Here is a 12968-nt window from a genome sequence, read left to right as displayed (position 1 = left end):
GCGGTGAACGGTCCGGTCAGCCTCGCGGCGCCGGAGCGGGACCGGTCGAGTGTATCACCGGACCGTTTCGCGCGACGCCGCCAGCGGCCGGCCGGCGGCCGGTGCGTGCGCTCAGCCTTCGAAGTCGAGGCCGCCGAGCCGCACGAGCGGGTCGGCCTGCGTGCGCGACGCGAGATCGATGTCGCGCGCGCCCTGCCATGCGCTCAGTTTCCTCGGCAGCGCGCTCAGGTAGTGCTCGAATCGCGCGGGCCCGTCGGGTGCCATCAGTCGTTCGATCTCGTCGGTGTCCCAGGTCAGCTCGAGGTTCAGCGGATGCGCGAAGCCGCTCACGTGCTCGTGCGGCGCGCTGCGGATCTGCACGCGCGTCGGTTGCCCGTGCCCGCCGTATGGGACGACGCCGGTTAGCACGTGATCGGCGAAGTAGGCGGCGATCGCCTGCGCAATGCGCGGCGCGAATTCGGTATCGAAACGGCGGGCGGTTTCGGGCTGCATGAAGGCGTCTCCTGTGTGCCGAAAATCGTAGCACGGCGGTGCCGCGTTTCGGTGTGCGTGATACGCGTAATGGCGCGTTACCACTTGCTGCATCTATTACGGCCGTGCGCAGCCACAATGCATCGCATCAAGTACCACTTCGCGTGGGAGTCCATCATGAAAAGAATTGCCGCAGTATGTGTCCTCGCCGGTTCGCTCGCCGTGGCGGGCCCGGCGTCCGCGCATGGCCGCGACGGGGGCGCCGTCATCGGCGCACTGATCGGCGGCGCGGTGCTCGGCGCGATCGTGACGTCGGCGATGAATCCGCCCGTCGCGTACCAGGCGCCGGTGTATCAGGCACCGGCCTATCAGCCGCCGACGTACTACCAGGCACCGGCTTACCAGCAGCCGGCGTATCCGACCTATCAGCAGGCGCAGTACCAGGACGACGGCTCGGATTACTGCTACGACCGCTATCAGCGCGCGTACGTGTGCGGCGCGCCGGTGTCAGGCGGCTATGCGCGGCCGGCCGGGTGGTAAGCGGGCACGCGTCTGACGAGTGGGCAGGCTCGGCGCTGCATCGCCGGCGTTGCCGGACTCCCGGCAGGGCGGACGACAAAAGGCCCTCGCAGTGATGCGAGGGCCTTCGTCTTTTGGTGGTCGTCTATCGGTTCGTTTCGGTCTCGTGTGACTGTGTGCGGATACAAACGGTTGCAATTGCGTCAGTGGCGATGACCGCCGCCGTTGCCTTGGCCGTTCCCGCCGCCGTCATTCCAATCGGCGCGGCGTCCGTCGCCGCGGCCCCAGCCGCCATGACGGGCGCGCTCGCCGCGGTCGCGGTCCCAGCCGCCGCGGTCACGATTCCAGCCGTCGCGTCCGCGATCCCAGCCGCGGCGGTCGCGGTCCCAGTCGCGCCCGCCGCCACCGCCCCAGATGTTGACCGTGCCGTACACGGGCGACGGTGCGTAGGCCGGGCCGTACGCATAGCCCGGATCGGAATAGTAGGTCGGTCCGTAGCCGTATCCGGCGTCCGGCCCGACGACGCACCCGGCCAGCAGCGTGGCGACGCCGGCGGCGGCAATGAGCTTGAGCATGATGATCTCCGTTGGTTCCCCTATAAGTACCGCGCGCGGGGATTGCCGGCTGTTTGCAATTGTGTCGTCAAATTACAGCCTCGTAAGGTCGAGCGACGAAAGTGTTAGCATCGGGGCCTATTTTGTTTATCAGGAGCACATCGATGAAATTCGCGATCCGGGCCGTCCTGGCCGCCTTTTGCGTGACGACCGCTGCCGCCGCCTGCGCGGCCGGGCCCGCATCGGCGCCCGCCGTGCCGGCCGAATCGATCAAGATGTTCCCGCAGCCGGCGGCTGGCCAGCAGCGCGCGGTGATCGCGCTGCCCGCGCTCGAGAACGAAGGCGACGCGCGCGTCGAGCTGATGATCGGCAAGACGCTGCAGACCGACTGCAACCAGCAATGGTTCGGCGGCGAGCTGACCGCCGAGGACGTGAAGGGCTGGGGCTATACGTATTACCGGTTGACCGACGTGAAGGGGCCGGCATCGACGCTGATGGCCTGCCCCGGCCAGACGCCGCAGCAGCGCTTCGTGCAGGTGCGCGGTGACGGCCAGCTGCTGCGCTACAACAGCCGCCTGCCGCTCGTCGTATACGTACCGGACGGTTTCGACGTGCGCTACCGCGTGTGGCATGCGTCGAAGGATGTGCAGCACGCCGTCACGCAGTAACGCACCGACCGGCGCGGTCATGCGGGGGCGCTTGCCGCTGCATGACCGTGCGGCCTTGCGGGTTTCTCTCCGGAGCCCGTTACTCTATCCGCCGCTCGCGTCCGCGAGCGCCGGCCATGCGGCCAGCGCGGTTTGCGCGGCCACCTCCAAATCGCGACGGCTCGCGCCGTAGCGCGTCTGAATCGACATCCCTTGTTGCAGTGTCACGTAGAAGCGCCCGATCGCATCGAGGTTCGCGTGCGCGGTGAGCTCGCCGGTTACCACGTCTTCGCCAAGGCGCGTGCGTCACGCGGCGACCGTCTGCTCGTGCATCGCGATCTGCGTTTGCCGGACTACACCGCTGAACGCAGGGGCTTGCGCACGATCTCGGCGCGTGCGGCATCACGGTCAATCTCGTGCATTCGGCGACCGATACCGACATGAATCCGGCCGACAGGTAGCACACCGCCGCACAACCCATTGCGGATGGCGATTCCGCAGGACGGCAGGGCCAAGGTTGTGGCCGCGCTCGTCGTCGGGCCAGTGGGGGAGGTCGATTGGCGGGACGGGGTTGACGATCGACGGCGGCGCGAATGCGCAAGGGGCGATGGCCGGTGCGACCTGATCGGACGGCGTGACGTTTACGGCTGGCAGCCGAGCTGCCGATGCTCGACCTCCAGATCGGCTCGTTTGTCGTAAGCACGCAGCTCGTTGCGCGGCTTGCCGTCCGGGCCGATGCCGCGCACGACCTTGTGGCCGCGGTCCGGCGCACGTTTGACGGCATCAATGCCGGCGGCCAGTTCGCTGCAGCGAGCAACGGGCGACGCGCGTTCCGGCCGGCGTGTTGCGGCATCCGCGACGTTGGCGACGCCCGGGCTGACGTATCGATGCTTCGGCGTCGCCGTGCCGGTCGCGCTTGCGACGCCGGCGGCATTCGCCGTGCAGATCAGCGCCGAAAACATGGCCAGGGCCGCGAGTGTTCGAATCATGGTCGAGGTCCGTGTGCAGATGAAGGTTCGGGATTCTACGTAATCTCCGGTACATGTCGATTGTGCTCGGCCAGGGTGCGATCGCGTGTCGCATGTCGTCGTGATGACGTCGTGATGAATGGAAGAGGACAACGAAATATTTCACAGGTGAAATGTGGAATTCATTTACAAAGTGATCAAGCGTACTTACGATGACGCCAATTTGGGCTAGCGGAACTTCGTATGCGTACAGTCGATCAGGCGACGTTTGCCGCGCTCTGCCTTTGTCTTGCCGCATGTGGCGGCGGCGACGACAACGCGGCCGCGGGCGCGCCGACCGTTGCGGGCACATCGACATCGTCCGTCGCGCCTGCCGGTGCAGCATCCGGTGCATCGGCTTCATCGACGAATTCCGGCAGCCCGGTGTCGACCGCCGGGGCGACCGGTACGGCGTCCGGCGCGACGCGTGCGCCTTCCAATGGCATCAAACCCGTTCTCGTCGCCGATGTGACGGTCTTCCCGGCCGCCGACGGCAGCGACCAGGCCGACGCGTTGCAGAAAGCATTCGACAGCCTGCGTGCCGGTCAACGCTTGGTCATCGCACCGGGACGCTACGTCGTCGGGCATTCGCTTGCCGTGACGGTGCCCCAGACGGTGATTTCCGGATACGGCGCGACGCTGGCCGCCACGAATCCGGCCGACCAGACAATCGTGATGCGCGGCACCGGTTCGACGCTCGTTGGCGTGACGCTGGCCGGCACCGGCACGACGCGCCTCACGACGCCCGAGTCGACGAAAGTCGAGGTGACGGGCTCGGACGTTCAGGTGCTCGGCGTGACGATCCAGGGCGGCGCGAGCGCCGGGATCTTCGTGTTCGGCGGCAACGGCATCGCGATCGTGGGCAATACCGTGCGGGCGACGCTGGCCGACGGCATCCATACGACTTACGGATCGGCCAACGTGCTGGTGCAGAACAATACGGTGGCCGGCACCGGCGACGATCTGATCGCCGTGGTCAGCTATCTCGGCGACGGCCGCCTGAGCAACAACGTGCTGATCGACCATAACGCGGTGTCGGGCAACGCGTGGGGGCGCGGCATCACCGTCGTCGGCGGGCAGGCGGTAACGATCTCGAACAATACGGTCGACGGCGTCGAGAAGGCGGCGGGGATTCTGGTCGCGCAGGAAGACAGCTGGAAAACCTACGGGTCTTCGAACGTCGTCATCAAGGGCAATACCGTGACCAACATCCAGAACGCGAACGTGAACAACGGGCTGCAGCCGACGCAGCAGGGCGCGATCGAGCTGGATACGTGGTCGGGAACCGTGTCGGATGTCACGGTGGCGGACAACCGCGTGTCGGGGTCCGGCTATGCGGGTTTCCGGGCGTACGGGAACGTCTGTTCGTTCAGTGTGACGGGCAACACGTTCTCGTCGATTGCCGGCTTGCCGGTCTGGTTGTTGACGAATGGTTGCGCGGCGAACCAGATCGTCGTCGATGCGAATCGGCTCGGGGACGGCAGTCTGCTGGTGCTGCCGGCCGGGGCGTCGCCGACGGGGACGTTTGCCGTGACGGGCGCGAATGCGAGTCTGATGCCGCAGGTCAGGACGGGGTTGATGCAGTGACGGGGCGGTGAGGCCGGAAGGCGGGTGGGCGTTGTGGCAAAGCCCGATGGAGGTGGTCGCGGCCGAGCAGGCGACTAGGTGAGCACGTGCACGACCCTGCGCCCAGATGCAGCAAATGCGGGCGACGCGGGTTTGGGACAGGGGGGAAATCGGGAAATTGCTGGTCCCCCGACAGAATTCATGTCTCCATGACTGGAGGGCGAAAGATTTGGCCTCTTGATAAAAAGACCCCCAAGAAAACCCCCAGGCGATCGAGGTTATGCGGGGAACTGTCGGTAGCTGCAGCGTCAGCTTGATGACATGGAGGAGGCAAAGCTGGAAGATAGGCACGGGCAGAGCTGTCTGCGCATTTGTATATGTGCCACATGGATCCGCGAGGATAAGATGAGAAAGAAGAAGGCAAAGCATGCTGGACGTGCTATGAACGCCAAGGACTGGCTTGACTTAGAACATCTTGTCGCGAACATTCAGCGAAGCCTTGCTCCGGCCGCGAAGGTCGAGCACAACGTGAAAGTCAAAGGCCGGAACTCGGAAGTTGATCGTCAGGTGGACGTGCTGGTGACGCAAAACATCGGCCAATACACAATGACCATAGCTATCGATTGTAAAGATTATAAAAAGCCAATCGATGTGAAGGGCGTAGAAGAGTTCGCCGGCATGGTAAGTGACATTGGTGCAAACAAGGGGGTGCTGGTCTGTCCGGCCGGGTTTACCGAGACTGCAAAGACCGTCGCGAAGAAGCTCCAGATGGAACTTTATCGACCGATCGATACTGGAGACCATAAGTGGCGCGCTCGACCAACTATTCCGGCTGTCTGCGAATATGTCAGCACGACAATGGCGTTTCAGATTACGTGCTCGGCGCCTAAACCTCTCAGACTTCCGTACAACCTCGCCCATATAGAAGCATTTGACGAAAACGGCGTTTCATTGGGTACCGCACTTGAATGCGCATTGCGACGGTGGAATAACGCGGAGTATCCGACTACCACCGGGCGACACGATGGACTCACAATCTCCGCGAACGGCCCGGTACAGGTGGACAATGGCTACGGAGAGCGCGTGCCTGTTGATTTCACGGTCTACCTAGACGTGAAGATCGAACGATATTTTGGGCAATTGAAAATCGAACGCCTTAGCGGATTTTTGGATGAGCAGACTGGCCTGACGCACGCGAACTCGTTCTCCATCGGAGTAATTGAGCCGGAGGAGGTGGAGGCGCATTGGATGAAGCTTGACGATGAACAAGCGCCTCCTATTCGTCCCGTTCTAACGCTACGTGGGTTGATTGGGTGGGAGGCTTAGTCCGTTGTCCAATGCTGTTCACGCTCGAAACCGCCAATCCGAGATCCCGTGGTATTAATGCTGTAACAAATGCGACACCGCAATGTACCATTGGATGATGGAGATGAGCGCATAAACGGCCGAGGCTATTCCGAAATAGAAAAAGGTAAGGAGCGTGCGGACGGCCCAGCGAGGTGGCTGAGGAGATGGAAGCACGTTCAAGAACCGTGCAGAGCCTTCGTCTGATTTGGTGTACGCGTTGATTTGAGGCCAAGTCAGCGGAGGGAAATAGAGATACGAGACGAGGACTTGCTCATTGGGTACAAGAGCCGGAAGCACGATCTCCCAAGGGCCGGTCGATGATTCCTTTTTCTCGTGTTGTACTTGTGGATCCAGGACGTAGTTGTGCACCGGCATATTGTGCCCTAGCCGAACGTTGAAAGCGGTTTTCTTCCCGGTATTTCTGACCACGATGCTATGCACATTCACCTGGACACCCGGGGCTAGCACGACCGTCGTGGGTATTGCAGCGGGTGCCGTTTGCAATGACTTGTCGCGTGGAGGAACTGATGGTTTCGCTGGGCCTGCGATTGGTGGCATCGAGAAGCCAGCCGCGTGCGCCATGTAGGTGACCAGCTTTGGTTTGTATTCTAACCGTCTACCTATCGCAGCGACTAATAGGGCGACGATGAGGGGGAACGCCAATTTAGTCACTATGTCCCAATTCGTCACGTTTGCGTCCTGTTTTCGTCGACACAGTAGGCATTATATGTTTTCTAGGTGATTTGGGGCGTGCTAATGGCGTGCTTTCGCTGCTGTTTCAGTCGCTTACGGGTTTGTTGGGATGTGCATTAATCAGACGAATTTAAAAATTCTCTAGAATATTGACGGGCTGGGCTTCCTGTAGTTGAGTCGATAATTTATAAAGGTTGAAAGCCGATATGGCTTTTTACGGGTGATCGAGCGTGCGATCTGGGCGTAAGGATCGTTCGCGCATTCAACTATGGCAGCCCCTGCTGCGGGACTGCCCGCACGAAAGAACTAAAAGACCTGCTGGGAACGACGTTTAGATCGCCCGAGATTCCAGGTTCCCGCCCTTGCCATCTGTAGCGAGCCAGATGAGGAGGGGCAGTCAAGTTGGTTGAGTGTGCCGGTCCTGCGAGTCAGGCCACGGCCGGATCGCGCAAGCGCATGAGAAGCGACTCGACCGCCGGCGTGAGCGGGTCGGTCGTGCCTTCGCGGTCATCGTACAGGGTGCCTAGCACGAGCAGGACAGCCGAGCGCACTGAGCCGGGAACGGTGCTCGTAGTGTCGCCGTCTTCGAGCGCCCAAGTCTCGGGGATTTCCTTGAGTTTCAGATAGTCCACGACGATGTCGCTGGCCGCGTCGATCAGATCCTTGATCGTGTCGTCATCGTCGCCCGCCTCGACGCGCAGATGCGAAAGCGCGCGATTGAATGAGACAAGCTGCTTAATTGCCATTTGTCGGCTCCATTCGTTCAGGCGTGCTGGCCGCCGAAGCGCTGCTCGGCGCCGGATCCTTGTCGCGCTCGGCGAGCGCACGCAGCGAGTAATTCTGCTGTTGGAGATACGGGGTGTCGCCACCTGGCACTGGCGGCATGTTCTCCGCCGCCCGCGCCTCATTTGGGGCCATCCAGCCGCCGCCGACGGCTTTCGAGTGCGCATCATATCGCGCGGCCGGGTCCATGCGCAGCAGCCCGCGCACGTCAACATCAAACCCTTGACCGTCCGGGACTTCGAAGCCGTCATCGAGACAGAGCTCGAGCTCTTCGATTGGGGCTTGCAGGCAATCGGTGTAGTACGACTGCTCGAGCGCGCCGATGTTGGCTGCCGTTTTAGAACCGGTCGGGTCGGCACCGATCTTGTAGAGCGGGACGTGATAGCAACGCGCCACGTCTTCGACAGCCCAGCGAAGCTGTTCGACGAGCTGCGCATCCGTCGCGGTCATCATGACGGTTTCGTACTTCAGCCCTTCACCCACTACGGCCAAACGACCGGCGTTCTCGCCACCATAGTTCGTTTCCCAATGGGTCTTCAGCCGGTTTGCGGTTTCGTCGCTGATCTTGCCGGGTGCGGAGAGGATGCCGCCAGGCCGCGACATGTTCCCGAAGAACTTCCGGCTGTTCTGCTGGATACGGTTTCCCATCGTGCCGGCTGCTGCTGCAGCGACGATCGGTGATACACCAATGAGCGGATGCCACGGGCAGATACCGCGATCGTGGATGATCTCGGACGCCGGAATCGTGACTTTCTCTGGCAGTCCGCGCAGCGGATCGGCGGCCACCTGATAGAACACCGCACCGCTGGGCGCGACGAGCGGAACAACGCGCGTCGGGTCGAGCACGTACATGGCGATCACATTGCGCAGCATGTCGCGGACGAGCAGCACATACGCGTTGCCGGCAAGCAGCTTCGACACCTGCCACGCCTTCACGAACTGAATTCGATTTTGGTACGGATTCGGCCGGCGCAGCGGCCCCGTGAAGCGGGGCGCACTGGCGTCCTGCCAGATATTGCCGATCTGCTTCACGTACCGGATGCCGAGTTTCGAAATGTCCGAGGCGATGCGATCCACGCACGCGTATACGGCCGAGAACGCGAGCAGGTCGTGGCGGCCATCAATTCCCATACTGGCCTGCCACGCGCCCGCGAACGGCTCGCGCACGACGCCGGCAATCGAGCTGCCGCCGCCAACCGCAAGCGGCGGGGCGGCTTTCCGCATCCACGAGAAGAGCCGCATCAGCCCTCCGGCCGCATGTCGCGGCGCTTGTACGCGGAACGCTTCGACGCCGGCTCGCGAATCTTCCGGAGCAGGATCAGCAGTTGGGCATGCTTCGGATCGCTGATCTCGATTCGCTCGCCGACGTGCCGCGTGCGCCCTGCATAGGGGAACGCCTCGGCTACCTCATAGGTTTGCATGACGTTCTCCGCTTACGCGCCGTCGGTCGCCGCGTCGCCGTAGGCTGCGCCGGAGATGTACTGAACACCTTCGAGCCGGCGGCGCTTCCAGTTGATGAACCGCTCGGCCTTCAGGGCGATGAAGCCGCTTTGCCACAGCGACACCAGTTCCGTAGCGCCAGCAACGGGTGCGCTATCCATTTGCAGCGACGCTTCACGGCTCACGTCGAGCGTCACACCGCCGTCGTCGGCAAACAGGATTTCGCTTGCCTTCGCGAGTACGATGTTGTTGCCGGCCGTTTGCGACAGGATCGCCGGCAGACCGAAGAACGTGCCGCCCGCCATCGTCAGGCCCGGAAACTCCGGTTGCCCCATCACGTTCAGCATCAGCGACAGCGCGAGGGCCGTCGTCTCCGACATGATCCAGACCGCGCCCGCGACCGACAGATTTGCTGCGATGTACGCCTGGAATACCTTCTTCACGTCGGCGCGCACGGCTTCCGCATCCTTGCCTGATGCCGGAATCGCCTTGATGCCGTTCGTGATCGACGCGGGCGACAGACCATTTGCGCCGGCTTCAACAGCCGGGTCGATGAATTGCCCGTCGAGGAATTGGCTGATCGTCGAAATGAGATCCTGCTGGATGACCCCTTCGGCGCTCGGCGTCGAGAAGCGCGCAAGCTCTTCCGTGATCGCGACGATGCCTGCCACCTTCGAGAAGCCGAGCGTCGTCGTATTGAACGCCAGTGCCGACACGGGCGCGGGCTTGCCTTCGCCAACCCAGCCGACCGACGAACCCGTCGCCTGGCCGGGGATGCGGACATTGAACGGCACACGACGCAGACCTTCGATGCGGCCGACGATCGTAGCCGGGCGCAGCAGTTCGATGAATTCGCCGGCCATGTTCTGATATTCGACGAGCGGCGCGGCCCACGTCGGGTCCGTAGTCGTGCCGGCTGCGACGGCCGCCTTGAGCACCGTTTCAACCTCCGGCGTCGAATCCTTCCATTGCTTCGCGATCTCGGCCGCTTGCATGAGGTTGCCCTTCGAGCGCGCGAGCGCAATCGCATACCGCGTGAACGCCGTGCCTTTGGTGACGTTGGGCGTCACGATGACGGGCGAGTGCGCGGCCGGGCCGCCGGCGACCGGAACGGCCGACTTGGCTTCGATCGCTTGCTGTTCCTTGAGGCGCGTTTCGTGGGCGTCGAGCGACTTCAGCTCTGCGTCGAGCTGGTCGTATTCCGTCGACTCGGCTTCGTTCAGCGTGCGGCCACCGTCTGCGTCAGCGCCATCCATCAGCGCCTTTTTGCGCGCGATGTGTTCCGCTCGCTTCTTCGCGAGAGCCTTGAGTCGTTCAGCAATGGTCATGTCATGTTCCTTGATGATGGGAGCGTTCAAACGCACGACGGGCGCTCCCACACGGGACTTGTCATGCGCTTTGATTGATTGAACTGCCGCATCAGCGTTTGCCGGGATCGTCACGGCGCTGAGTTCGAACAGCTCGCAGGATTTGATAAGGAAGCCGCCTGTCGCCTTGTCGTACACGGCGTCGAGAGGGCGGAATCCGATGGACAGGCCCGGCACCAAACCGGCCTTGATGAGGTTGTATGCCTCATCGATGTATGCGGCAGTGCCGGGGGGGGCGATCGTCGCCTCAACCTCGGCGCCGGCCGCTGTGACCGTCATTTTGTTGACGGTGCCGATGGGCTTGCTTGGATCGTGCTGCCACAGCAGCGGGAACGGCGTCTTGAATCGGATGCCTTCCGGGACGACGGTATCGCCCACGCGATCGGGCGTCGGCGTGGAGGCAATGCCCTTGAGCATTCGCGTCCCGTCGTCGAGGGTCTTCACCTCGAACCGCGAGAACGCCTTATTCGACGCCTTCGCAGTTTGCTTGGTGATAAATTTCGAAATTTGCTGATTCATTGGCATTTGATTGCGTGAATATTGTCATTATCACGCATAGAGTGCAAATGTCAAGGCTATATGAAGAACATTTGCGGTTCAATTTCTGATTCTGTCGAATTTTGTTGCGTGGCGCCGACCGCCATCGCCAAAGCCACCATGCCGTCGATGCGGCCGGTCGACTTCTGTTTCGTGAATTTGCGGTTGCCCGCCGGATCGGAAACGGCGACCGCGTTCACGGCACACATTTGCAGGACGGGGTGTCCGCCGTGTCGGAGCTTGCGCGCAAGCAGCCGCGCTTCCAGCTCGCGAATAGCTGGCGACATGGAAACGAAGCCCTGGCCGAATTCGACGAACCGGCTCAACTCCTCATCCGTGAAGCCGACCCGCTCAAGCCACGGTTTCAGGAATCGCATGTTGTACCGGTCGAACGCGAGCGCGCGCACGTTGCAGCGGTCGAACACGCCGCGCAAGTATTCGGCGACGAATTCGTATTCGATGGCGCTGCCGGGCGTCGTCTGAAGCAGGCCATCACGCGCCCACACGTCGTAAGGCACGCGATCGGCCCGCGCCTTCGCTTCGAGGCCGTCCTCCGGGAGCCAGAATGTCGGATGAACGTCACCGCCCTCCGACAGCAGAACGAGCGCCGTCAAGTCACTCACGCTCGATAGATCGAGGCCGCCATAAACGTCCTCGCCGTCCAGCTCGGCAGGTTCGCCGCTGTTCTCCATCCAGATCGCACGCGCGACAAACGGATTGCGAGCTTCGACGCGCTGATTCAAAACCAAGTTGCGATAGGCCGATTCGCGGCTCGGCAGGCGCTTCGCATCCGACGCCATGCGACGCACTTCCTCGCGATTCATGAACACGTCGAAATGCGGGTTCGCCAGCCGGATCGCCTCATCGCTGAATGGATCCATGTCGAGCGGCGCGGTATAGAGCGCCACCTTCAGACGCGGATCGGCACCGCTCAGCGCGTCGTCGATGAGCAGGCTGAGCAGATCACCATCGGTAGGGGCCTGCGTGCTGATGACGATCGATAGTGGGCTTTCCTGCGCTGCGCTCGCCGTTTCCAGTGCCTCGTACAGTTGGGAGCGGGGGCCTTTGACCTGGCCGAGCTCGTCGTGGATCGTGAGTGCGGGGCTCAGGCCGAATTTGGTCGCTGCGTCGGCCGACAGCGCCTTGTAGATCGTGCCGAGGTCGTGACACAGCAGCTCCTTCGCCGTGTCTCGGATGGTGACGTACTGCGACAGATCCTCGGACATGCGAACAACCTTCGCCGCGAGTTCGAACAGCACGGCCGCCTGGTCGCGCGATTGCGCTGCGCTGTATAGCTGGCTGTTCGGCCGCGCCTCCGGGCCAACGAGGTGAAGCAACACGAGGAACGCGGAGAGGGCCGTTTTGGCGTTCTTGCGCGCCATCGAGAGGATGAAGGTGCGCGTCGGCGTGTCGTATATCTGCTTGATCCAGCCGCGTTGCTCTTTCGTGAGCTTGACGGGCTGCCCGACGAGTCGGCCTTCAGGGATGCGGCAGTGCTCTTCGATCCATCGGATGTTGCGCTCGCCGCGAGAGACACGCTTTACGCGGGGAGTTCCCATGGTTTCCTTGCCTTCTTCTGGTTCGTCAGTGAACGACCTACCGTCGTCGGATGCTCGACGGCCTGCCGCGTGATGCGCAGTCGCGTCGCAAGCGACGAGGCCGCGCGACTCTCACGCTCGGACATTGCGAGCAGTCGGTCGTAGCGTTTCAGGCCATCGTCGTCTGCGAGCCATGCGCGCTCGAAATTCAAAATCTCTTCGGCCAGTACGCGAGCGTTCGTGACGTGACGACAGTACATTTCCAGCAGCGGCGCATGGGTTGCCGTGAACGCGCTCGCCGGTTGATCGTTGACGACCTCTATCCAGACCGCACGCTCGCCGTCACTCAGGTGGAGTGGCGGCGCAAGACGCTGTTCCGCCGCAACCGGCGCGGCTGTCGCCGTTACGATCGATGCGGTAGATTTCCGTCCGCGTTGAGCCATTTTTTACCTTTTTTGTCCACGTTTATGAAAGCGAAGGGGGCGGTCGGTTTCCCGGG

Annotated in this window: 14 protein-coding genes and 2 pseudogenes; 5 read left to right on the top strand and 11 right to left on the bottom strand. The window is 62.5% G+C overall.

Features of this window, described 5'->3' with window-relative positions:
- Nucleotides 1-111: 111 nt before the first annotated feature.
- A complete protein-coding gene (locus HWX25_RS07445) occupies nucleotides 112-492 on the bottom strand; it encodes a DUF5594 family protein (RefSeq protein WP_059527440.1) in 381 nt (126 codons plus the stop codon).
- Between the two features lie 117 nt (nucleotides 493-609).
- On the opposite strand from HWX25_RS07445, the gene HWX25_RS07440 reads away from it, so the two are divergent.
- Nucleotides 610-1011, top strand: coding sequence for a hypothetical protein (locus HWX25_RS07440; protein ID WP_175907942.1), 402 nt, complete (start codon nucleotides 610-612; stop codon nucleotides 1009-1011).
- 182 nt (nucleotides 1012-1193) lie between these two features.
- Here HWX25_RS07440 and HWX25_RS07435 read toward each other — a convergent pair whose 3' ends face one another.
- Complete coding sequence (locus HWX25_RS07435; protein ID WP_175907940.1) at nucleotides 1194-1565, bottom strand: hypothetical protein; 372 nt, start codon at nucleotides 1563-1565, stop codon at nucleotides 1194-1196.
- A 143-nt stretch (nucleotides 1566-1708) separates the two neighbouring features.
- Here HWX25_RS07435 and eco point away from each other — a divergent pair, with 143 nt between their 5' ends.
- Complete coding sequence (gene eco, locus HWX25_RS07430; RefSeq protein ID WP_175907938.1) at nucleotides 1709-2212, top strand: serine protease inhibitor ecotin; 504 nt, start codon at nucleotides 1709-1711, stop codon at nucleotides 2210-2212.
- Nucleotides 2213-2296: 84 nt separating this feature from the next.
- Here the strand turns inward: eco and HWX25_RS07425 are convergent.
- Nucleotides 2297-2545: pseudogene (locus HWX25_RS07425) on the bottom strand (TetR/AcrR family transcriptional regulator); the annotation flags it as partial.
- On the opposite strand from HWX25_RS07425, the pseudogene HWX25_RS33885 reads away from it, so the two are divergent.
- Nucleotides 2521-2816 (top strand): annotated as a pseudogene (locus tag HWX25_RS33885) (hypothetical protein); the annotation flags it as partial. The pseudogenes HWX25_RS07425 and HWX25_RS33885 overlap by 25 nt on opposite strands.
- Before the next feature lie 16 nt (nucleotides 2817-2832).
- On the opposite strand, the gene HWX25_RS07420 reads toward HWX25_RS33885, so the two are convergent.
- Complete coding sequence (locus HWX25_RS07420) at nucleotides 2833-3312, bottom strand: hypothetical protein (RefSeq protein ID WP_244138743.1); 480 nt, start codon at nucleotides 3310-3312, stop codon at nucleotides 2833-2835.
- A 354-nt stretch (nucleotides 3313-3666) separates the two neighbouring features.
- On the opposite strand from HWX25_RS07420, the gene HWX25_RS07415 reads away from it, so the two are divergent.
- Nucleotides 3667-4785, top strand: a complete 1119-nt coding sequence (locus HWX25_RS07415) for a right-handed parallel beta-helix repeat-containing protein (RefSeq protein WP_175908130.1) — start codon at nucleotides 3667-3669, stop codon at nucleotides 4783-4785.
- 384 nt (nucleotides 4786-5169) lie between these two features.
- Nucleotides 5170-6090 carry a restriction endonuclease gene (locus HWX25_RS07410; RefSeq protein ID WP_175907936.1) on the top strand — a complete coding sequence of 307 codons (921 nt, stop codon included), beginning with the start codon at nucleotides 5170-5172 and terminating at the stop codon, nucleotides 6088-6090.
- A gap of 54 nt (nucleotides 6091-6144) precedes the next feature.
- Here HWX25_RS07410 and HWX25_RS07405 read toward each other — a convergent pair whose 3' ends face one another.
- The 7 genes from HWX25_RS07405 to HWX25_RS07375 form a co-directional block, all read right to left on the bottom strand.
- A complete protein-coding gene (locus tag HWX25_RS07405; RefSeq protein WP_175907934.1) occupies nucleotides 6145-6801 on the bottom strand; it encodes a hypothetical protein in 657 nt (218 codons plus the stop codon).
- 431 nt (nucleotides 6802-7232) lie between these two features.
- Nucleotides 7233-7550, bottom strand: coding sequence for a head-tail connector protein (locus HWX25_RS07400; protein ID WP_175907932.1), 318 nt, complete (start codon nucleotides 7548-7550; stop codon nucleotides 7233-7235).
- Nucleotides 7540-8829, bottom strand: a complete 1290-nt coding sequence (locus HWX25_RS07395; RefSeq protein WP_175907929.1) for a phage portal protein — start codon at nucleotides 8827-8829, stop codon at nucleotides 7540-7542. Before HWX25_RS07395 ends, HWX25_RS07400 begins: the two co-directional genes overlap by 11 nt.
- The gene (locus HWX25_RS07390) at nucleotides 8829-9008 is read right to left on the bottom strand and encodes a hypothetical protein (protein ID WP_175907928.1); all 180 of its coding nucleotides are present in this window, start codon (nucleotides 9006-9008) and stop codon (nucleotides 8829-8831) included. The genes HWX25_RS07395 and HWX25_RS07390 overlap by 1 nt, the downstream gene beginning before the upstream one ends.
- A 12-nt stretch (nucleotides 9009-9020) precedes the next feature.
- Nucleotides 9021-10913, bottom strand: coding sequence for a phage major capsid protein (locus HWX25_RS07385; protein ID WP_244138741.1), 1893 nt, complete (start codon nucleotides 10911-10913; stop codon nucleotides 9021-9023).
- A gap of 56 nt (nucleotides 10914-10969) precedes the next feature.
- On the bottom strand, nucleotides 10970-12490 hold the full coding sequence (locus HWX25_RS07380; RefSeq protein WP_175907924.1) for a terminase TerL endonuclease subunit: 1521 nt from the start codon (nucleotides 12488-12490) through the stop codon (nucleotides 10970-10972).
- Entirely contained in the window at nucleotides 12472-12912 is a 441-nt protein-coding gene (locus tag HWX25_RS07375; RefSeq protein ID WP_175907922.1) for a hypothetical protein, read from the bottom strand. Before HWX25_RS07375 ends, HWX25_RS07380 begins: the two co-directional genes overlap by 19 nt.
- Nucleotides 12913-12968 lie beyond the last annotated feature (56 nt).

The sequence above is a fragment of the Burkholderia sp. BCC1640 genome (genome assembly GCF_902833125.1).
Lineage (GTDB): Bacteria > Pseudomonadota > Gammaproteobacteria > Burkholderiales > Burkholderiaceae > Burkholderia > Burkholderia diffusa.
This window is presented reverse-complemented; position numbering and strand designations above follow the sequence as displayed.